This window comes from Micromonospora sp. NPDC048839, assembly GCF_040649915.1.
Lineage (GTDB): Bacteria > Actinomycetota > Actinomycetes > Mycobacteriales > Micromonosporaceae > Micromonospora.
Genome location: NZ_JBEZGL010000014.1, coordinates 75,074 through 96,041 on the forward strand (window position 1 = coordinate 75,074; position 20,968 = coordinate 96,041).

General features: G+C 67.5%; 10 protein-coding genes. 6 read left to right on the plus strand and 4 right to left on the minus strand.

Going from position 1 to position 20,968, the window contains the following annotated elements; all coding sequences use genetic code 11:
• Positions 1 to 4 precede the first annotated feature (4 nt).
• From AB0C25_RS24625 to AB0C25_RS24635, 3 genes are all read right to left on the minus strand, one after another.
• Positions 5 to 1,240 (minus strand): restriction endonuclease subunit S, encoded by a 1,236-nt coding sequence (locus AB0C25_RS24625; RefSeq protein WP_357376588.1) that lies wholly within the window; start codon positions 1,238 to 1,240, stop codon positions 5 to 7.
• Complete coding sequence (locus AB0C25_RS24630) at positions 1,237 to 3,285, minus strand: class I SAM-dependent DNA methyltransferase (protein WP_357376589.1); 2,049 nt, start codon at positions 3,283 to 3,285, stop codon at positions 1,237 to 1,239. Before AB0C25_RS24630 ends, AB0C25_RS24625 begins: the two co-directional genes overlap by 4 nt.
• A gap of 71 nt (positions 3,286 to 3,356) precedes the next feature.
• Positions 3,357 to 5,483, minus strand: coding sequence for an N-6 DNA methylase (locus AB0C25_RS24635; RefSeq protein WP_357376590.1), 2,127 nt, complete (start codon positions 5,481 to 5,483; stop codon positions 3,357 to 3,359).
• 199 nt (positions 5,484 to 5,682) lie between these two features.
• Here AB0C25_RS24635 and AB0C25_RS24640 point away from each other — a divergent pair, with 199 nt between their 5' ends.
• The 6 genes from AB0C25_RS24640 (at position 5,683) to AB0C25_RS24665 (ending at position 18,802) form a co-directional block, all read left to right on the plus strand.
• The gene (locus tag AB0C25_RS24640; RefSeq protein WP_357376591.1) at positions 5,683 to 6,909 is read left to right on the plus strand and encodes a DNA sulfur modification protein DndB; all 1,227 of its coding nucleotides are present in this window, start codon (positions 5,683 to 5,685) and stop codon (positions 6,907 to 6,909) included.
• A 98-nt stretch (positions 6,910 to 7,007) separates the two neighbouring features.
• Entirely contained in the window at positions 7,008 to 9,467 is a 2,460-nt protein-coding gene (locus AB0C25_RS24645) for an AAA family ATPase (protein WP_357376592.1), read from the plus strand.
• Positions 9,464 to 9,850, plus strand: a complete 387-nt coding sequence (locus AB0C25_RS24650; RefSeq protein WP_357376593.1) for a hypothetical protein — start codon at positions 9,464 to 9,466, stop codon at positions 9,848 to 9,850. Before AB0C25_RS24645 ends, AB0C25_RS24650 begins: the two co-directional genes overlap by 4 nt.
• 261 nt (positions 9,851 to 10,111) lie before the next feature.
• On the plus strand, positions 10,112 to 13,354 hold the full coding sequence (locus AB0C25_RS24655; RefSeq protein WP_357376594.1) for a hypothetical protein: 3,243 nt from the start codon (positions 10,112 to 10,114) through the stop codon (positions 13,352 to 13,354).
• Positions 13,351 to 18,279: a DEAD/DEAH box helicase gene (locus AB0C25_RS24660; RefSeq protein WP_357376595.1), complete on the plus strand. Its 4,929-nt coding sequence runs from the start codon at positions 13,351 to 13,353 to the stop codon at positions 18,277 to 18,279. The genes AB0C25_RS24655 and AB0C25_RS24660 overlap by 4 nt, the downstream gene beginning before the upstream one ends.
• Positions 18,280 to 18,394: 115 nt before the next feature.
• A complete protein-coding gene (locus tag AB0C25_RS24665) occupies positions 18,395 to 18,802 on the plus strand; it encodes a hypothetical protein (RefSeq protein ID WP_357376596.1) in 408 nt (135 codons plus the stop codon).
• Between the two features lie 74 nt (positions 18,803 to 18,876).
• On the opposite strand, the gene AB0C25_RS24670 is transcribed toward AB0C25_RS24665, so the two are convergent.
• Positions 18,877 to 20,712 (minus strand): hypothetical protein, encoded by a 1,836-nt coding sequence (locus AB0C25_RS24670; RefSeq protein ID WP_357376597.1) that lies wholly within the window; start codon positions 20,710 to 20,712, stop codon positions 18,877 to 18,879.
• Positions 20,713 to 20,968: the final 256 nt, after the last annotated feature.

Genomic DNA, 20,968 nt, shown 5'->3' on the forward strand with positions numbered 1-20,968 from the left:
CGCGTCAGTCCTCGATTCCTCGTCCGCTGGCGGTGGAGATGTCGATCTGGCCGGTGACGGCGGCAGTGATCAGTGCCTGGCGATGTTCCTTGATTCTCTCCAAGAAGCGCCTAACCGCATCGCCAAGGCGCTCGAAGTCATGTCGTCGCTCGTCTAGCTCCTTCCTCGCCCTAATTTGATCGCTCAGATTAGGCAAGTAGATGGGGAAAGATTTGAGGACGTCGTTGTTGATGATCCGGATCCTGGAGTACTGCGCCCACTCCCTAATTTCCTCTTGGGCAGCCCAGAGCTGCCAGGCTAGGAATCTGCCATCGGAGTTGCCGTCGGGCTGGATGGCGGTTAGCTGCTGGTTTCCTGTCGCCGCATGGTCCAAGTAGCCAATTTTTCCAAGGGACTCCCCAATGCCGGCAATAAGAACGCTGCCAGCCTGGAAGGTCGGCGCGTCGTCTATTTGGTCAAGCGAAATTGCCTTGTCTGCTCTTCCCATCGACAGAATTCCGTTTAGAGCGGCTGGCGTATACCATGGCCTAAGGTTCTGGGAGCCAGAAGGGGTGTACTCCTGCAGGCCGCCTGGTGTGCTCCCTGTCTGCACAGAGCGCACCGCGCGTCGAAGCGGTAGTTTTATTTGCTGGAACGGCAGGGAATCCCGAAGACTGGCCACCCGTCCGGTTGCTTCAGCTGCGCGGGCCGCTATTGCCTCTACTGATACGTCCAACTGTCGCCTTCGTAGCGAGACGAGGCGGTCAATGCGGGCGGTTTCAGCGTCGAGGAAGTCGGCGAGACGGTGCTGCTCCTCGAAGCTCGGCACGCGGACCGGTAGGTTGCCGATCTCGCTAGCGTTGATTGCCGGGTAGCTGACCCCGACAGATCGTGCTACTACTTCGTCGATGAACGGCTCAGACTGGCAGTGATAGGCGAGGAATCGGGGATCGAGATTGTCGGTAGCCTCTAGGACGGCGAAGCCTGTCGAGAAGACCAAGGAAGCGTCGGTGATGGGAACGAACGCCACGGCACGAAGGTAGGTACGTACCGTCGAGACGATGACCGACCTGGGCGGAGCGAGGCGCCGGGCTCGCGAAGGACTTGTTGCGAAGGACGTCTCTTCTTCCGGGATAGTGATGTTGCCCAGGCTATCGACGGAGCCAATATCGATGTAGCGGAACGTGTAGTCGGGGTCGGTGCTTTCAGGGAGCGTTCGGGCGTTGATCCGCGCCACGTCCTTGATCCTGTAGGACCTCACTCCGTGACCTCGCCCAGGAGCGTCTGAATCTCGGCTTCCAATGCCTTTAGTTCCGCGTCGATCTCCGCCAGGGCGCGCGGCGGCTTGTAGACGTAGAAGTGGCGGGTGAACGGAATCTCGTAGCCGATCTTGGTCTTGTCGTGGTCGATCCAGGCGTCCGGGACGTGCGGGAGCACCTCGCGGCGCAGGTACTCCTCGACGTCCTCGCCGAGTTGCACGTTCTCGTAGTCGCGCAGCTCCGGGTCAAGCTCGGGGTTGCCCTTGACGAGCTGGACCTCGCCCGCGGGGTCGCGCACCCCGATGATGTCCCGTATCGCCTTCTGGAAGGCGGTGCCGGAGGGCCAGAGCACGCCGGCCTCGGCCATCGCGGAGCGGAGCGCGTCCCACGCCGCCCGCTTCGTCGTCCACGCCTGCCCGACCAGCGGCTTCAGCGCGGTGGTGAGCGCGTCGGCATCTGACACTTTCTGGATCGGCTTCGAGGCGGCCAGCGCGGTCAGCGTCTCCTCGGTGACCTCGAAGCGAAGCTTCAGCGGGCGCTCGACTGTTATCCGGCGGTAGCCGAAGTCTTCGTTGGCGAAGACCTTCACCTTACTGTGCTGCGGGTGCTCGGTGTCCTTGGCAGCGTCGAGCGCCTCGGCGTAGAGCCGGGTGATCTGCTTGATCTGGTCAGGGGTGATGAGCTTGCGCTTGTCGCCGAGTGACTTGCGCATCTTGGCGAACTGGTCGCGGGCGTCGAGGAGGACGACCTTGCCTTGGTGTCCCTTGGCCTTGCGGTTGGTCAGAATCCAGAAGTACGTGGAGATGCCGGTGTTGTAGAAGAGCTGGTCAGGGAGGGCCACGATGCCTTCGAGCCAGTCGTTCTCCAGGATCCACTGCCGGATCCGCGACTCGCCGGACTCGGCCGCTCCGGTGAACAGCGGGGAGCCGTTGAACACGATGGCGACGCGGCTGCCACCCTTGCCGTCGGCGGTGACCGGTTTCATTTTTGAAATCATGTGCTGGAGGAAGAGCAGCGAGCCGTCGTTGATCCGGGGTAGCCCGGCGCCGAACCGGCCGCTCTCGCCGAGCGTCTCGTACTCGGTCTCGATCTCGTCCTTGACCTTCTTCCAATCCACCCCGAAGGGTGGATTGACCAGCAGGTAGTCGAAGTGGGCGCCGCGGTGGCCGTCGTCGCTGAACGAGTTGCCGAACTTGATGTTCTCCGGGTCCTGACCCTTGATCATCATGTCGGAGCGGCAGATCGCCCACGACTCCGGGTTGAGCTCCTGGCCGAAGACGGTGACGGTCGCGGACGGGTTGTGCTTGGTGATGTGCTCCTCCGCCGCCGAGAGCATGCCGCCGGTGCCGCAGGCCGGGTCCATCACCGTACGGGAGGTGCCCGGGATGCTCAGTGCGTCGTCGTCGGGAGCGATGAGCAGGTTCACCATCAGCTCGATGACTTCACGCGGAGTGAAGTGGTCACCGGCGGGTCCGTTGGACTGCTCGGCGAAGCGCCGGATTAGCTCCTCGAAGACGTACCCCATCTGATGGTTGGAAACGTTGACCAAGGGCTGGCCGTCGTCGTCGGTGAGGATCTCGCCGGTCTTCTTGTCGCGCTGGTAGGGGTGCAGGTCGAGGTCGGCGAAGCGTCCGACCACTCGGTAGAGCAGGCCTGCGTTGTCCAGTCGCCGGACTTGCTGGGGGAACTCGTAGCGCTCCATCACCTCCTGCGCGTTCTCGGAGAAGGCGCCGATGTACGCGATCAGGTGCTTCGCGGCCTGTGCGGAGTCGTTGGCGATCGACTTCAACGTGTAGCCGCTCACGTTGTAGAAGCTGCGCCCCGAGGCTCGGCGCAGGAACCGAGCGACGTCGACGTTCTGATCCTTGAGCCGGTCGTACTCCATCCGGACCTTGTCGCGGTTGGATTCAAGGACGCACTCCAGGCGGCGCAGCACGATGAACGGCAGGATGACCTTGCCGTAGTCGGACGGCTTGTAGTCGCCGCGGAGGAGGTCGGCGACCGACCAGGCGTGGTTCGCCAGTTCGGTGTGCTTGCTGCTGTTCAACGGGTTCCTTCCGCTGCGTCGCCCGGCTCGGGCGGCTGGGGCCGATGTTCTCGTTTGGGGTTCGACCGGTGTCAGGTCGAGGGTGGGGCAGTGTTTGGTGGGAGCAGCGCACCGCCGGTGAGGCCGGCGGCCAGGGTGCGGGCTGCCTCGTCGGCGAGGCGGTTGGCGATGTCTGCTGCGACGCGGAGCGCGTGGAGTTGGCGGAACGCCTTGCCGTACCGCTGTTGCTCGGCGAGGGGGAGCAAGGGGACCCGCAAGCGGCGAGGGTCGACGCGGACCACGGTGGTGCCGGACGATGCGGCGCTGAGGTTGTCCTCGGCGGCCAGGAACCCGGCGAGGAACCACGGGTCGAGTCGGGCGGGGTCGGGACGCAGGAGGTGGAGGTGGCGGCCGAGAAGATGCCCGGCATCTCGGGTGTCGGCGACGCGGGCGGTGCTCACGCCTTCCTGGAGCATCTCGGGGAGGATGACGTCCCCCGCTTGGATGGTGATGTCCTCGTCCGAGGGTTCCTCCTCGGCGGCGCCCGAGGCTGGCCGCCGGGACACCACGTCCCGGGCGGTGAGTGTTCGGGGTAGCTCGGATTCCGACATGGCAGAACCTGAGCTGCGAATCGCCGCGGGCACGCGAAGCAGCGTGAGGGCGTCACCCCGCAGCAGGTCAGCGACGCTGGCGGTCCGCCATGACCGCGGATCAGCGCCGGCGGGGGGCCAGGTGTGGCCGCCGCTCAGCGCCACGAGCCCGGCGGCTGCCCGCCGCAGCCGGCTCCTCAGCTCGTACGCCATCTCGGCGAGTTCCTCGGGCTTCGCGGGCACGGGAGCGGCACGAACGTGGCGGGCGGGGCTGAGGTCGACCGCCTCGTCGAGGAGGTCAACGACCGGGACAGCGCGCGCCACTCCGGGGATGGGGTCGAAGTTGTCCGGATGCCGGTCGAAGTCTTCCCAGGCGTTGACCGCGGCGGCGCGGACCGCAGCCCAGTCCGGTGTTGTGCGCCTGCCGGGCGTGTCATCGGTGCTGGTGGTGTCGGTGCTGGCGGTGTCGACCAGGAGAACGGTCGACGGCAGGGTCGCTTGCGGGTGTGGCCGTTCGAGTAGCCACAGCTGAAGGCCGATGTGCAGCGGTTGAGCGATGCCGACAGGCAGGGCGAGGACGGCTCTCAGTGCTCCGTGACGGACCATCTCGGCCCTGATCCGCCGCCCGGATGGCCGGAAGGCGGAACCGGGCGGCATGAGTAGGACAGCGCGGCCACCAGGGTTCAGGTGCGTGAGGCAGTGCTGCAGCCATGCCAGTTCCGATTCGCCCTTCGGTGGCAGGCCGAACACCCACCGCGGGTCGTACGCCAGGTCCTCGTGACCCCACTCGCGGTGGCCGTAAGGCGGCGCGCAGAGCACGGCGTCGACGGCCAACGTCGGGAACGCGTCCTCGCGCATGGTGTCGCCGACCTGGACCTGTGCTTTCGTCTCGTCGGTCTGAACGGCGAGGCGAGCGGCGGCCTGCGCGGCCACCGCCGGCACCAGGTCTTGGCCGTACAACTCGCGCGCCCCGCGCGAGGCGGCGGCCAAGAGCAGGCCACCGACCCCGCATGCGGGGTCCAAGACCCTGTCCGGGTACGGCTCGCCCGGGCCGGCGAGGAGTTCGGCCATGAGCTCGGCGATGGGCGCTGGTGTCCGGTAGGTGCCGCTGGCCTTGCTGTCGGTGGCCTCGCCCTCGGCCAGCACCTCCAGCGTCTGCGCCGCGCCTTCCTCGGCGCAGCAGCGCAGCAGCGCGCGAAGCAGCTCGGCTTCCTCGGGCCGATAGCTGAGGTCGCCGGTGCCGGGGATGTCGACGGCGTACGACCGGCTTGTCTTCTGGGCCCATGCGGACAGCTGGTCATCGGGCAGCCCGACGGCCTTCTCCACCTCGCTGTCGGCAATGCGACTCGCCGCGACAACGAGCGGCAGCAGTCTGCTTCGGTGGGCGAGGTCGGTTGCGCTGGTCCGCAGGGCGGTGCGCAGGTCATCGGCGGGAGAACTGGCAGGTAGTTGTCCGCGCGCGGAAAGCCAGGCCCGGACGGCGTTCAGGTCGTATGCCGGGCTTGTCTCTGTCCCACCCGATGGGGCGGGGAAGTCGGAGTGACGCCGGCGCCAGTTGCTCACGGTGGCGCGCGTGACGCCGGCCAGCCGGGAGATCTCGGCGGCGGTCACCTGGGTGGGCTGTGGCATGGGCGTCCTGTCAGTTGCGCTGCTGTGCGTCGCCCACCCTACACGATCCCGGAAGCGTTTAAACGGTTTGACGGTGCTTTCACTGCTGTCTGTGCTAGAGTTGCTTTCACCAAGGCGGGTCGATGTGCTCGGCCCGTCGCTGACTCCCCCTGCCCGCAGTGCACCCAGCGGGCTCGCCATCCCTCCAGGAGGACTCCCCGTGTCCATCACCATGCCGTCCGCCGCCGTCGAGGGCATCCAGCTGACCATCACCCCCTTCCGCACCGATGCGGTGATCGGCACGATCGGGCTGCCGGCGCTCCTGCAGCTCGTCCCCTCCCCGAAGCTCGAGGAGGACAAGCGGGCGATGAAGTTCTCGCCCGGGGCGATGCGCCGCCACGCTGAGATCCGCTCCCTGGTCCAGCGCACTCTCAAGTCGACCCAGAAGGGCCGCAACGTCGCCGGCTACGCCCGCTACATCGCCTCCGGCATCAACGGTGACTTCGGCTCCGGCTGGTCCACCCCGCCGATCACCCTGTGGCTCGCCGGCGAGCCCGGCGCCATCAGCGACGAACTCGTCCCCGGCAGCGGCATCCGAAAGATCACCCTCCTCGCCGGCTCCCCGGTCGTCGCGATCGACGGCGAGACCCAGGTGACCGCCCTGCACGAGCTCTACGACGACCCCGAGCAGTACGGCACCACCTACGAGGCCCTCGGCGCGGTCCGGCTGCCGTTCGAGCTCTACTGGGGACTCGGCGTCGAGGACGCCCGGCAGATCTTCTACGACCGCAACGTCGAAGGCGTCCCGGTGGCGAAGAACCTCGCCATGTCCATGGACCAGCGCGACTTCGGCACCCAGCTCGCGCACCGCATCGCCGAGGCCGTCAAGGTCGAGCACGACGGCAAGATGATCCCCTTCAGCAAGCTCGTCCAGTCCCGCAAGCGGCAGCTCACCAGGGCCGACCCCGAACTGATCACTCTCTCCGCGCTGCGGGTTCTCGTCATCACCACGATCTACGGCCGCGCCGGGCTCGGCCTGTCGTCGACCACCATCCGCCCGACGGACCTGCCCACCAGCGCCACCGCCGAGCGAATCGAGCGTCGCGTCGTACCGCTGCTGTCGAACCTGCTCACCCACCTTCACCCGCAGCTCGCCGCCCGGTCCGCGGCCTCCGCGCCGGCCGTCCTGGCCGGCATCGGCATCGCCGCTCACCAGGCCACTGACTGGGCCACCTCCGGCATCCCGCTCACCGACACCGAGCTGCTGAACCTGCTCTCCGGCATCCGCTGGGAGCGGGATGCCCGCTACTGGGACGGCGTCGCCGCCAGCGCCAACGCCGCCGGCGTCCTGAACTTCGGCGGCGGCGCCAAGGACTCGGGTGGCCGGGTTGCCGACGCCATCCTCTACCCCGACACCGAGAGCGGCCGCAAAATTCGCGGACAGTAACGCCTGCCCGCCACCCCCGAGACGCCGTGCGTCGCGCCGCCAGCCCCCGGCTGGTGGCGCGGCCACCCGTCCCCGCATCCCCTGTGAGGAGGAACGACGTGACAGACGACCACACCGGCACCGTCGACCAGCTCATCCTCGACCACCTCGACCACGCCAACCTGCCCGAGATCGCCGAGGACCTCATCATCGCCGCCCTGCTCGGCGAAGAGGACCTCGCTGCCGTACTCGGCGGAACGGCGCCGCAGCGGCCCGAACCACCCGCCGCAGACGAGGTGACGTCCGAGCCGATCGGCACCTATCTCGCCAGCATCGAGGTGACCGGCTTCCGCGGTATTGGCCCCACCGCCACCCTTAATCTCATCCCCGGACCGGGGCTGACGATCATCACCGGCCGCAACGGCTCCGGCAAATCCAGCTTCGCCGAAGCCGCCGAGTTCGCCCTCACCGGCAACAACAAGCGCTGGGCCGGCAGGACCGCTGTCTGGCAGAAGGGCTGGCGCAACCTGCACGCGAGCACCGACCCGCGTATCCGCGTTCGCCTCGGCGTCGAAGGTCACCGCGACGGGGCCACCGTCGAATGCCATTGGACCAGCGATGCGAACCTTGCCGACTGCACCACCTTCCTGCAGGCCACCGGCCATCGCCGCCAGAGCGTCGCCGACCTCGGCTGGGCCAAGCCCCTGGAGCTCTACCGCCCGTTCCTTTCCTACTCGGAACTCGGCGGCCTCCTCGGCGGCAAGGACAGCGAGATGTACGACTCTCTGCAACGAATCCTCGGACTCGGCCGCCTCGTCGAGATCGAAACAATGCTCAAGTCCGCCCGTCGGGAGGTGGACCAGCAGCGCAAGCGGGGCGCCGAGAGCCTCCCGGCCCTCAAGGCCGCACTGGCGGAGCACCCGGACCCCCGCGCCCGTCTCGCCGAGCACGCCCTCACCGGTCGTCTCGCCGATCTCGACCAGCTCGAAACCTTATCCACCAGCGGCGAAGCGACCGACGACGCGACCGTCGTGCCGCTGCGCCAGCTCGACGTCCTGCACCTGCCCAGCCGCACCGAGCTCAGCATCGCAGTCGACCAGCTCCGCACCGCGCTGCGTCAGATCGACACCCTGGCCGGCACCCCGGCCCAGGAGGCCAGGGCACTGGCCGGGCTGCTCCGCGACGCGCTGCGCCACCACGCCAACCACCCCGATCAGCCTTGCCCAGTGTGCGGGGGTCGCACCCTGGACGAGGAATGGGTCATCCAAGCGCAGACGCAGCTACAGCGGCTGACCCAGCGCGCCGAGCAGCTCGACGCCGCCCACCGCGCCGAACGCGAGGCGCGACGCGCCCTGCGCCAGCAGGTGCCCGCCCTGCCAGCAGCCCTGAAACTCGACCTCTCCTCCGAGCAGGTCCACACCGGCGACGCCCGGACGGCCTGGCAGAGCTGGGACGACCTGCTCGCCACCGCGGACTCCACCACGATCGCCGACACCGCTATCGGTGCCTACGACACCCTGGTCGCCACCCTCACCCCGGCGCAAGCCGCCGCCCGGGATGCCCTGGCGCGTCGTCGGCAAGCGTGGCAGCCGGTCGCCGACCAACTCCGCAGCTGGATTGACACCGAACGTGCCAGCCGGCACGCCGCCACCATGTTCGCCGCCCTCAAGACGGCGATCGCCAAGCTGCTGGAGTTCGGCAAAGAGATCCGTGCCGACAAGCTGGCGCCGGTCGCGGCGGAGGCAACCAACATCTGGAACACCCTGCGGCAGGACAGCAACGTTCAGCTCGGCGCGATCAAGCTCGCCGGCACAGGAACCACCCGCCGGGTCGACCTCGACGTGGAGGTCGACGGCGTACCAGGAGCGGCCCTCAGCGTCATGAGCCAGGGGGAACTGCACTCTCTCGCCCTGGCGCTGTTCCTTCCGCGCGCCACCATGTCCGATAGTCCGTTCCGGTTCCTCGTCATCGACGACCCGGTGCAGTCCATGGACCCGGCCAAGGTTTACGGCCTTGCTCAGGTCCTCGCCCAGGTCGCGAAGCACCGGCAGGTCATCGTCTTCACCCATGACGACCGGCTTCCCGCCGCCGTCCGGCATCTGCAGCTCGACGCCCGGATCCTCACCGTCAGCCGCCTCGCCCGCTCCCAGGTCACCGTTACCGGTGACCGAGACGGTGACCCCGGGCAGCGCTATCTCGCGGACGCCTTGGCCATCACCCACGACGAGAAGATGGCCGGCACCGTGCAGGCCACCATCGTCTGCAACCTCATCCGCGATGCCCTCGAGTACACCTGCCACGAAAGGATCCGGATCGGTGGCTTCCGCGCCGGCACGTCGATCGCCGACACGGAAGCCGCCATCAGCGAGACCGAGGGCCTGCGGCCCACGCTGGCCCTCGCGCTGCTGGGCGACCGCAAGCGGGTCGGTGACCTGCCTGCCGAGTTGCGCAAGCTCGGCCCCACCGCCGCTCGTGTAGTCAAGGCGGCGAACAACGGCTCGCACGGCGGTGCCACCAGCAACCTCGCGGTCCTTATCGAGGAAGCACGGCACTTGGTGGGGAGGCTGCGCCGCCCATGACCCCCGAGCAGCTTCTCGACGAAGCCTCCGCCCTGCTGAACCGTCCCAGCCGCAGTATGCGCCGCTGCTGGCAGCGCGGCTGCGCCTGCCTCACCCGCCTCGCGCTCGAACAGGGATTGTGCACCTACTGGGACCGGGTCGCACCCAGCGTCACCCGATGCCCGATGCGGCATCAACTGCTGGCCCTGCCGGCCTTCGTCGATGCCTCGACGGCGCTCCTCGCGAGGACGGCATGGCACGGCCTCTCCCGCGCCATGCATCACCACGTGTACGAGCTGGCGCCTACTGTGGCGGAGCTTGAGGGCTGGCACCGGGACGTCACCCGCCTCCTACCGGAGCTCCATGGCACGACCTTCGCGAATAACACCAGCGACTGTGATTAAGCAGCTGCAGGGCAACCCATCGCACAGCGACAACAACTTGTCGTTCCACCGACCGGGGTGACGGCACGAACGATCTTGGTGGCACTGGTGGGCCGATCGGGCAGGGTGCGGGCTCTGGCCTGCTGCTCATCTTGTGCCGACCCCAGCGCACTTGCATAGTCGCCCTACGGCTGCTGCCGCGTTCTAAAGGGGAAGAACGTGTTACAAGGATCTGAGTTCCTCCGCGACCGGGAAATCGCCTGGGCGCCAGCTCTGAATGCCGTGTCCCTTGTCTCCGAACTCGGTGCCCCAGAGACCGAGGTCAAAGAGGTCATTCGGACACTCGGCAGGATTTGCGGAAACGTCGACCTGTACGACCGCCGCCGGCTGCTCGCCCACCGTTACCCCGCATGCCTGGTCACCGGGCTTGCCGGCATCGGAGCGGTCGGCTACGAACACGGCAACTACTGGAGCGCCGTACACGAGCTGGCTCCGGGCAGAATCGACCAGAGCCTGTGGGGTGAGCTGTTCCGGGCCAACCTCGACCGGTTCAAGTTGGCCCGGTTCCCGGGGCTGCCGCAGGTCAACGTCGGTGAGATCCTCATGCACGCCGGCGTCCCCGCCTACTGCATCGACGACCTGCTGAACCTCCTGCTGCAACGGCTCGCCCGCGACCCTGGCGTGTCCGCTGAGCATTTCCTGGCCTGGGCGCTGACCCCCGGTCGCGAATCCCGCCTGTTCGAGCTCGACAAGCCCGTGCAGCGTTTCCTCCAGTACGGCGGCGACTACGCCGAGGATCTCATCGACCGCTGCATCGACCTGCTGGAGCGACTGCGCCAGCCGGTGTTCCACACCGACGGCCTCGGACTACCTCCACACCTGATCGCCAAGGCGCAGCACCTTGCCGAGGCGGGCCAGCTCGACTGGACCGGCGCGACCGACCGGGCCCAGTCGTGGACCCGGATCACGCAGGCGCGCCCCCATCTGGAACTTGAGCCCTTCGGACGCGGACTCCTGCTGTGGCTGCCCTCGGTGCCCGACGCGGCGGACGGCCATGCGGTGTGGCAGGTTCGCGTCGACGGTGAGGCGCAGACCGTGGTCAGCCGGTCGATGTGGCCGGGCGTGCGGGAGACCGCACCTGCGACGGCACTGCCCATCGCGCGCCCCGCGCGTCAACTCACCGTCGAACTTGCCGCTGACGACCAGGAACACGAGATCGAGGTGGTCGACCCGCGGGATCCGCTGCTGGTGTTCACCGACGACGGTCGACGCGTACCGGCCCCTGCGAGCCTGCCGCCGGAGCCCGCGTGGCTGCTCTATCCCCACGAGACCGACACCGGCGTACCGCTCGAGCTGCACGTCACCGGCGACCTGCACGACCTCGGCGACGTTCCCGCCCCCTACGGCTGGCTTGGCTGGACCCTGCACCGGGTCGACCTGCGCCAGGTGGCCGAGCTGCGTCTCGGTGACGGCGCGCCCCGACGGGTCAAGGGCGCCCGACGCGCTCAGCTGCACCTCGACCCGCCGCTACCCGGCGTGTGCAGCCTCGCCGGCGTTCCGGTCGTCACGGCTGCGCCGAAGCTGACCCTGCCCACCGAGCCGGGCGTCACGACCGAGTGGTCCATCCGCATCCGCAGACCGGGGTCCGATCAACCGGTCACCGAGGTCGTCACCGTCGTCCGCGACACCACCGTCGACCCCTGGCATCGGCTGCCCCGACCCCTCGTCGGCACGTACGAGGTGACCGTCCGCGGTCCCCTCGGCCGCGGCCTGTCCCGCACCCTCGAGCTCGTCGAGGGCCTGAATGCCCGCTGCAACCCCTCCTGGCGGGAGATTCGCGCGGACGGTCTGGAACCGGCGACCGTACGGGCCAGTGCCAGCCTGCACGGCCTGACCGTCACACCGACGGTGGCGCAGCTGGGTCCGAAGGACATCGCCGCTGAAGTGCAGATCGACGGCCCCACCGGATCAGCGACCGTGCGGATGACACCAGCCCACATGGCGGTGCAGCGGCTCGGCGGCAACGGCCGTGGTGACTGGTCCTTGCAGCCGCTGCGCCTGGACACCGAGACGGTGGGCGCGGGGGAGCTCCTGGTCCGGCTTCCCGAGGTGGCGGAAGCCCAACTCGTGGTCAAGGCCGCGGGCCGTGAGTTGCAGACCGTCGTCTCGGGATTCACGTACGGGCAGCCCTTGGCACGGTTCTCTCTCGCCGCCATCGCCGACACCGTCGGCGTCCACGGCATCGCACAGCTCGATGTCCGCGTTGACGGCCAGGAACTCCCGGTGGCCCGCTGCACCCCGAGGCGCCTTGCCAGCTCCGTCCAGCTAGACCGAGACCGGCTGGTCCTCGTCGACGGCGTGCATGCCGAGGGCCTGGTGGCCGGTCTCTACCGGGTATACGCGCCGTGGCGACCTCCGTACGTGGTGCCCTTCAACCAGGACCTGGTCAGCGATTCGCTTCCTGAGGAGGTCACCACCGCCGGACCTCTGGTGGCGCTGCTGCGCATCGAGGACCCGTGGGTGCCGGCGGAGTGGCCCGACTGGCCCGCGGGTGACAACGTCTTCGACATCGGCGACCGCGAGTGGAAACCCAGCGGAGAGGACACCGCTGACGACGCCGTGTCGGGCTACCTGGCGGGAGCCGGCGATCTGCCCGACCGCCCGGACATCGCGCCGCTGCTGATCGAGCTGTATCACCGGGCGGACGGTCTTCGCGGCCGGGTGACCTGTGATGTCCGTGGGCTCTCCGCCACCCTCCGCCGCTATCCCGCACACGCCCTCGCCGCGACGGTGAGGACCAGGACCTCGGCCGACCGGCTGGTCGCACCGCTCGTCCACTCCGGCCTCATCGCCGCACCACTCGACGCGTACGTCGGGGAGCGTGACGAGGACAGGCTGTGGGGGATCAGCCCTCTGGCCGGCATGCTCGCCACGGCCCATCGACTCGGCGAGCAAGACGGGAATGAGGAGCTACGCGAGCAGGTCATGTCCGTATGTGGCGAGGTGGCGCTGCACTTACTCGATGGTGGTGCCGACCCCTATCAGACCGTTGGCCGGTTCGACGAGTCTGCGCTTCGGCTGGCCGAGCTTCCGATCGAGGTACGTGACCGGTTGTGGAAGGCGATGCGCGTCGTGCCGGGCGGTCTGCTTGACGCCGACGAGCGTCTGACGGCAGCCCGGCACCTGTTCGAGGTGCGGATTCAGCCGGGCCTCGGCAGAGTCTCCAGCGCCGCCAAGGAGCTACTCCTCGTCTCGCGTCAGCAGATCCACGCCGTGGGCGGACAACGCGTATCGGATGCCATCCAAGCGCGCAGACCCACCACGGGCTGGCGCGCACTCCCCGCGCTGTCGCTCGTCCTGGCTTTCGTCGCACGACTGGCGGCCCGCGGACACCCCGGCTGTCAGCGGCTGCTGCCGCGCACCCTGCCCCATCACGCCACGCTCGCCCGGAGCGCACCCCGCCTCGTCACCATCGACCTTCTGCTCGCCGAATTCACCCTGATCGGATCCGGAGCCGCCCGATGATCCTCGACCCCATCGCCACCAGCGACGCCGTCGTCGCCACCTACCGGCGGTACCTACGCACGCTGGTGGAGCCGAAGGACCCCCGACTGGCGGCTGCCCTGGAAAGCGCGATCAGCGACGCGATCAACCAGGAAATCACCAAGGGTCCCTTGCTTGAGGCGACACCGCCGTACGTCACCTCAGCCACCCCCCGGCAGCTCCTCGATGCCGGCATTCTCGACCGCGGCATCGCCACCCTCGGCAACGGCTTCAACCTCGACCGGCCGCTGTACCGGCACCAGGAGCGGGCGATCCGCAAAGCCGCCACCGGCCGGAACCTCGTCGTCGCCACCGGTACCGGCTCCGGCAAGACCGAGAGCTTCCTCCTGCCGATCCTCAACCGCATCATGGCGGAACGCTCGGCAGGAACCCTCGGCCCTGGTGTCAGGGCACTGTTGCTCTACCCGATGAACGCGTTGGCCAACGACCAGATGAAACGGCTCCGCGGTCTCCTGGCTGAGGCGCCGGACGTCACCTTCGGCCGGTACACGGGGGAGACCCGGCAGACGCGCCGGGAAGCCGTCGAGATCTTCGAACGACAGAACCCGGGCGAACGGCCGCTGCCCAACGAACTGGTCAGCCGCGAAGAGATGCAACAGCGGCCGCCGCACCTGCTGCTCACCAACTACGCCATGCTCGAATACCTGCTGCTGCGCCCCCTCGACATGGACCTGTTCGAAGGCGAGCACGCCGGCCACTGGCAGTTCATCGTCGTCGACGAGGCGCACGTCTACGACGGCGCCCGCGGCGCCGAGCTGGCCATGCTGCTGCGCCGCCTAGTCGACCGGGTCAACACGGGGCGCCCGTTGCAGTGCATCGCCACCAGCGCGACCGTCGGCGGCGACATGAAAGCAGTCGCCGAGTTCGCCGCCTCCCTGTTCCCGGTGCCGTTCGAGTACGACCCGACCGACGAGACCAGGCAGGACGTTGTCACGGCCGACCGGGTGGAACTTCCGCCCGGACCGGAATGGGGACCGCTGCCCGCCGCCGCGTACTCCGAACTCCTGCACGCCGATGGCACTCCCGAGGCCGTCCTCGCTTGCGCCCGGCAGCATGGATACCTCACCGACGACCCGGCGGACGCCTTGGCTCGCGAGCAGCGGGTACGCCGGCTCAAGGCGCTCCTCGCCCACGGGCCGATGCCGCTGCCGCAGGCGGCACAGGCCCTGTTCGCCACCGGCGACCAGTCAGCCTCCGCCGCGCTGGTCGCTTTGGCCAACAGCGTCCACGATTCCGACGGCGCCCCCGTGCTGTCCGCCCGCTACCACCTGTTCGCCCGGGCCACCGAAGGCGCCTTCACCTGCCTCGGACCCCACGGCCCACACGTCAGCCTCACCCGACACGAGCGATGCGAACACTGCGGCGACGCCGCATTCGAATTCGGCACCTGCCGCCGCTGCGGCACCGTCTACCTCTCGGGCACCCTGGAACGAATCGGAACCCACGCCGTCTTCCGCTCCCGGCGATCCCGAGACGAACAGCAGGTCTGGATGGCATTGGTCGACACCGTGGCCACCGACGAAGACGAGGAACCAACCGGCGGCAACGCACGCACGGCCGGTGAGCTGGGCGGCATGTGCACCCGATGCGGCGTCTTCCAGAACGGCCCCGCCACCACCTGCCCCCGCTGCCCCGACGCCACCATGCGCCAGGTGCGATTCCTTCGGCAACGCACCGACGAACTCACCGCTTGTCTGTCCTGCGGCGGACGAGGCGACGGCCTCATCCGCCTCTTCTCTAGCGGAAACGAGGCCTCCGCCTCGGTCCTCGCGACCGCCCTCTACCAGAAGCTGCCCGTGGCACCCGACCCCATCCAGCAAGGCCTACGAGGCGGCGGGCGCAAGCTCCTACTGTTCAGCGACAGCCGACAGTCCGCCGCCTACTTCGCTCCCTACCTCGAAGACTCCTACCAACGGATGCAACGCCGACGACTGCTCCACGAAGGGGCCCACGCTGCCGCAGGGAACGGCGACGAGGTCCGGCTGGAAGACGTCGTCTACCACACCAGCCGCGCCGCCGACCGGTTCGGCATCTTCGAACGCCGCCAATCACGGCAGGCACGCGAACGGCAGGTCTCCCTCTGGGCCCAGGTTGAAGTGGTCGGCGTCGACGAACGCAACTCCCTCGAAGGCCGCGGACTTCTCGTCTGGGACATGTCCCGTGACCCGGCCTGGACCCCGCCCCGGCCACTGACCGACCTCGGCCTCACCGCCGATGAAGCCTGGGCGCTGATCGGCGAGCTCGTCAGATCGATCCGCCTCCAAGGCGCCGTCGCCGCTCTCGACGGCGTTGACCCCCGCGACGAAGCATTCGAACCGCGCCTCGGCCCCATCTATGTCCGCGGAACCGGCGCCGACGCTCGCCGTAAGGTCCTCAGCTGGCTGCCCACCAAGGGCGTCAACCGCAGACTCGACTACCTGCGCCGACTGCTCAACCGGCTCGGGCACGATGCGGAACCCCTCACCATCCTCGAAGGGGTGTGGCACCTGCTGACCAGGGGACCGCAGTCGGAATGGCTGATGGCCAGCACCGAGCGTGGCATCGGTCAGGTCTACCAACTCGACCCCGCACTGATCACCTGCACGCCGGTCAGGGGCGGGACCCCCGTCTGGCAGTGCTCCACCTGCCGCAAGCTCACCCCATTCAACGTCCGCGGCGCCTGCCCGACCATGGCCTGCGAGGGCACCCTCGAACGCTGGGCGCAGCCCTCTGCCGACACGGACACCGACCACTACCGCAACGTCTACCGGGACATGAACCCGGTACCCCTGCGCGTCTTCGAACACACCGCGCAGTGGACCAGCGAACGGGCGGCCGAGATCCAACAACAGTTCGTCCGAGGCGAGATCAACGCCCTGTCCTGCTCCACCACCTTCGAACTCGGCGTCGACGTCGGCGAACTCCAGGCCGTCATGCTCCGCAACATGCCACCCACCACCGCCAACTACGTCCAACGCGCCGGCCGCGCTGGACGACGCACCGACGCCGCCGCACTCGTCGTCACCTACGCCCAACGCCGCTCACACGACCTCTCCCGCTTCGCCGAACCCAACCGCATGATCGCCGGCGAAGTCCGCGCCCCCTACGTACCTCTGAACAATGTGCGGATCGACCGCCGGCACGCTCACTCCGTCGCCCTGGCCGCCTTCTTCCGCCACCAGTTCCGCACCTACGGCACGGTTTTGCGGACCGCGGAGGACTTCCTTCTGCCAGGCGACGATGGAATCGCCCCGGTCACGCTGGTCCACGACTTCCTCATGCCCGCGCCCGCCGACGTCACCGACTCGGTGCGGCAGGTCCTGCCCACCGACGTGCAGGACAGCATCGGCGTCGAAACAGGCGCCTGGGTCAAACACCTACTCGGCCTACTGGAATCCGTTCGAGCCGAGCTTCAACAGGACGTCGACACCTACGAGCAGAAGCGGCAGGAAGCCTTCACCGCCCGCCAGGACGACAAGGCCGCCCGGTACAGCCGGGTGATGAAGACCATCACCAGTCGGGAACTCCTCGGGCTGCTGGCCAACCGCAACGTCCTGCCCAAGTACGGCTTCCCCGTCGACACCGTCGAACTACGGCTGGCATTCGCCGACGCCCAGCAGGCCAAACAGCTGGAACTGTCCCGGGACCTCTCCTCGGCCATCTACGAGTACGCTCCCGGTGCCGAAGTCATCGCCGGGGGACTGACCTGGCAGTCCGCCGGCGTCTACCGGTTGCCCGGAAGGGACCTGGAACGCCGCTACTACGCCGTCTGCGACGGCTGCGGCCACTACCGCGACTCCATTGACCGCCTCGACCAGGAGTGCCCTGCCTGCGGCGCCGCACCCGTTGGCGCTCCCCGCCAGTACGCCATCCCGGTCTTCGGATTCGTCGCCGCCCGTAACAGCGCCAGGCGGCCCACCAGCGCCCCGCGCCGCGCCTGGCACGGCGCCACGCACGTCGTCTCGCCCGGCGCGGAGCTCTACGAAGACAAGCTGAACATGGCCGGCGGTACCGTCACCGTCAGGGCCGGCGCCAGAGGCGAGCTCATCGCCATCAGCGACGGAGCACGTGGCCGCGGCTTCTTCATCTGCGCCACCTGCGGCTTCGGACGCCCCACCATCGACGGACTGGCCAGCCACCAGAGCCCGCTCAGCGGCCGAGACTGCCGGGGCCGGATGGAAAACCTGTCGCTCGCCCACAAGTACCAGACAGATGTCCTCGAACTCAGCATAGAAGGTGCGGCCACCGACGGCCTCGACGAAAGCGCCTGGCGGTCGATTGCCTACGCCACGGTGGAGGGTGCCGTCCTCGCCCTTGAGATCAGCCGCGACGACATCGACGCAACGATGTACCAGACCGAGACCGGACGCAGCGTCATCATGTTGTACGACACCGTGCCCGGCGGTGCCGGGCACGTGCAGCGGATCGCGCAACGACTGCGCGACGTGCTCGATCAAGCGGTGCGACGGGTACGCGGCTGCGAGTGCGGCCCCGAGACCAGCTGCTACCGGTGCCTGCGGGTGTTCCGCAACGAGCGCTACCACGAGCAGCTACGCCGCGGGGTAGCCGCCGACGTGCTGGGGCGCCTACTCGGAAAGCCCGACCAGTCGCCGAACGGGGCTCTGCGGGTTTCGCTGTCCGACACCGGACCTGCCCTCGCCGCGACCCGGCGCTTCCTGGTGACGGAGGCACCCGGCGAAGTCTTCGAACCGGTCGCCTCCGGGCAACTGGACCTCTACGAAGGGCGCGTCGTGCTCGCCAGCCGCGACGGCAAGGCCGCGGTCGGGCGGCTCTGGCTGCGTCGGGACGCCGACGGCATCATCGGCGCTGGCCTGCAGCCGATTGCCGGAACGCCGCTGGACGACGGGGCGGATGAGCTCACGCTGATCGGCGTCGCTGTGCTGTGACACGCGGCCGCGCCCCTGCACGCCGTCACCTGGCTGCCGTCAACGTCCTGTGGACCGCGGCAATTTTTCGATCTTGGGGTTCGTGGCAGCCCTAACCTGGAGGAGGTCGGAACTGATGGGGCAGTCGCGCATTCCCGAGGTGGCCGGCGCTGCCGCCCCGCCGTCGAAGGTATGTCGGATCGCCTCAGAGGCTGAGGCCAGCGAGCTCGCGCACCGGTTGCTGACGCCGGGGCGGCAGTGGCCGGTCGCGGTGCTCACCCTGCCCACCGGATTTGACGAGCCGTTCGGCGATCCCGACGAGCTCAAGGAGGCGGTCGGCGCTTGGCTGGGCTTCGTCGGCTCCGGTTGGCGGCGAAAGTGCCAATGTGCACGGCCGGAGCAGCTGAAAGTGTATAGAAGCGCGCAGGAGGACGACGACACGAGGGCAGGCACCTCCGACGCTTCAACCGCCCGCAAGCCGACCAGCGCACGTAGCGAGACCCACCGCTGCGGGTTGGCGACCGTCGTTACGCTTTGCTACTAGCAACCCGGCGTCGACCGAGTTGGTGCCTCCGCTTCTACCGAAGATGATGCAACCGCATAAGGCACCACACGTGCCTATTCCTGTTGTGGCTCTGGAGGGGTTGACGCTTCCTCGCCTTCGGCGGACGGTTCTTCCTTTGCGGGCATCTCCCTCGGTTCTTTACCGAATAGGAATTTATGAACGCTGAACGCAGGATCATGGTCGCCTGCGGTCAATCGCTTCTCCCATGCTAGGAGGTCCTCATGCCCAGGAAACTCTTCGACAGCGTTAGACGCGAAACTTACAGCTTCGGCATGCCGCCCGACCGCCTCCAACTGATCAGCAGTTTCGAGCTGGAGCAGGGCGTCGACGGCTGCAGGTAGAGGAGCTTCCTTGCCCTTAATTCGAGTACTTCGTCGCGTCATTGCTAGTTCAGCCCACTCGTCGGCGCTCCAGTCGGGACGCCTGCGATTCGACAGCAGGCCGAGCGTGAAGGCAGTGGGGGAGGGAGCCTCCAAGCACTCCTGATGGGAGCGGAGGAAAGCTGCGGCGTAAGAACTGCGCTCCTTCGGATCTATCCATTCGTGCCAAAGTGCGTAAATGGCGACCATTGCTGTCTTTCCGTCACCGCCGGACAGGCTCGGAGCAATCCTCTCTATCTTGTCGATGACTTGCGACAGGTCGAAGCCTTCGGCAGCATCGCTTGCGATGTGGGCGATAAGCGCTTCGACGACACCATTAAACCAGATTTCTGCGGTCTTGCTATCGAAACCGTCCGCCTGCCAGACCCAATATTGTGGCGCAAGTTGCGCACGGATTATCCCAGGAAGCGAGTTGCGATAGTCCCAAGGCTCGGGCGCTGCCTTGCGTGCGTCGGCGACGAACTGGCGCACAACATGCCGGACCAGCCGCCAGAGGCCAGCGAGGGTTAGTATGCGGCTGAAATTGGGCTCAAAGACGGTTTCGGCACCGTCAGTGAATACCCAAGCTTCGTCGCCGATGTCCTCAAGAACGTGGCTTCTCTTGGATCGAATGTCATATGCGACGCCGAGTAACCGCTCAAGGTCGGCGGACCGTGGCGGGCGCACCTCGCCGGCCGCCTCGCCTCGGTAGTACGCTGACGAAACCCGCGCCAGGGTCGACGATACGAACCGGCGTTTAAGACCGACGCGGTCAGCCTCCAAAACCGCAACTCGTATCTTTTCGACCAATGACTCTTCTTGACCTTTGAGTGCAGCGTCAATTATCTTGCGCTTTCTGCCCTCGTAACGGTCCCAGCTGGCTGGAGTCGAAGAATGTTCGTCTCCGAGTGACTCCAGGGCGGCGACGAGGTCAGTGTATGCGCCCGTCGGATCGTCAATGGCGCGGCGGGTCGCGTCGACCGTATTACGTATGACCCGCATGACGCGGGCGAAGTCTTCGCGACCAAGGGCAATCAACTCAACCATAAATCGCTCCACTTCGTTCAAAGTGGAGGGCTGAATAACCTGCCGTGGGTCGAACAGGCCCGGGAACAAACTAGCGGCGCCGTCACGTCGGCCGCCGCCGCCTGTGTGAGACGCCAGCCTGCGAACCTGATCGTGGTTGCGACTAAAGGTCCGGTTGAGGACGAAAGTCATCACGTAGGCGATGTCGTCGACGAGTTCGTATCCTCCGGTCGCCACCATGAACTCGCTCGTGCCATCTGGCCGTCGTGCCTCGAGACGATCGACTGCTTCGATCATGATGGTAGAGATGTCATGAATTCCGGTAGAGCCGATAATGGTCCCGACGGGCAACTCTACTGCAGCGGACTCGAGAAGCCAGCCGTTGCTATAAACGGCGTGCCGGTGAAGGTGCTCGTTTATCGGAATGCTGGCGCGGAAGAAGCGGCCGGCTGAGATCTGGAGCATCAGCTGGCCCCTGAACTGCTCCTGCTTGTTCTTCGCCAACTTTATACCTGCTTTCAGGCTGGTTTAACCGTCAAGGGTAAGGGCTGACGCCCAGTCATAAAGTGAGTGCGGGCTGCCGATGGCAGCGCCCAATGTTATCCGCAGTATTACCAACCTGTCGATTTATGCGGTCGTCGACGGCTACATGCCGTCGCCGCACATTGCTGCCTTCGGCTCCCTCTTCCGTCGCTGAGCGGGTGCCGCCGGTCCCAGCCATGAGGAACGCCGGGTTTGGTCTCGAGGTTGGCGGGCCGGT

Excerpts from the sequence above, each read along its gene's own strand:
- AB0C25_RS24635 (WP_357376590.1), bottom strand. The coding sequence starts at position 5,483 with ATGCCACAGCCCACCCAGGTGACCGCCGCCGAGATCTCCCGGCTGGCC.
- AB0C25_RS24650 (WP_357376593.1), top strand. The coding sequence starts at position 9,464 with ATGACCCCCGAGCAGCTTCTCGACGAAGCCTCCGCCCTGCTGAACCGT.
- AB0C25_RS24660 (WP_357376595.1), top strand. The coding sequence starts at position 13,351 with ATGATCCTCGACCCCATCGCCACCAGCGACGCCGTCGTCGCCACCTAC.
- AB0C25_RS24665 (WP_357376596.1), top strand. The coding sequence starts at position 18,395 with ATGGGGCAGTCGCGCATTCCCGAGGTGGCCGGCGCTGCCGCCCCGCCG.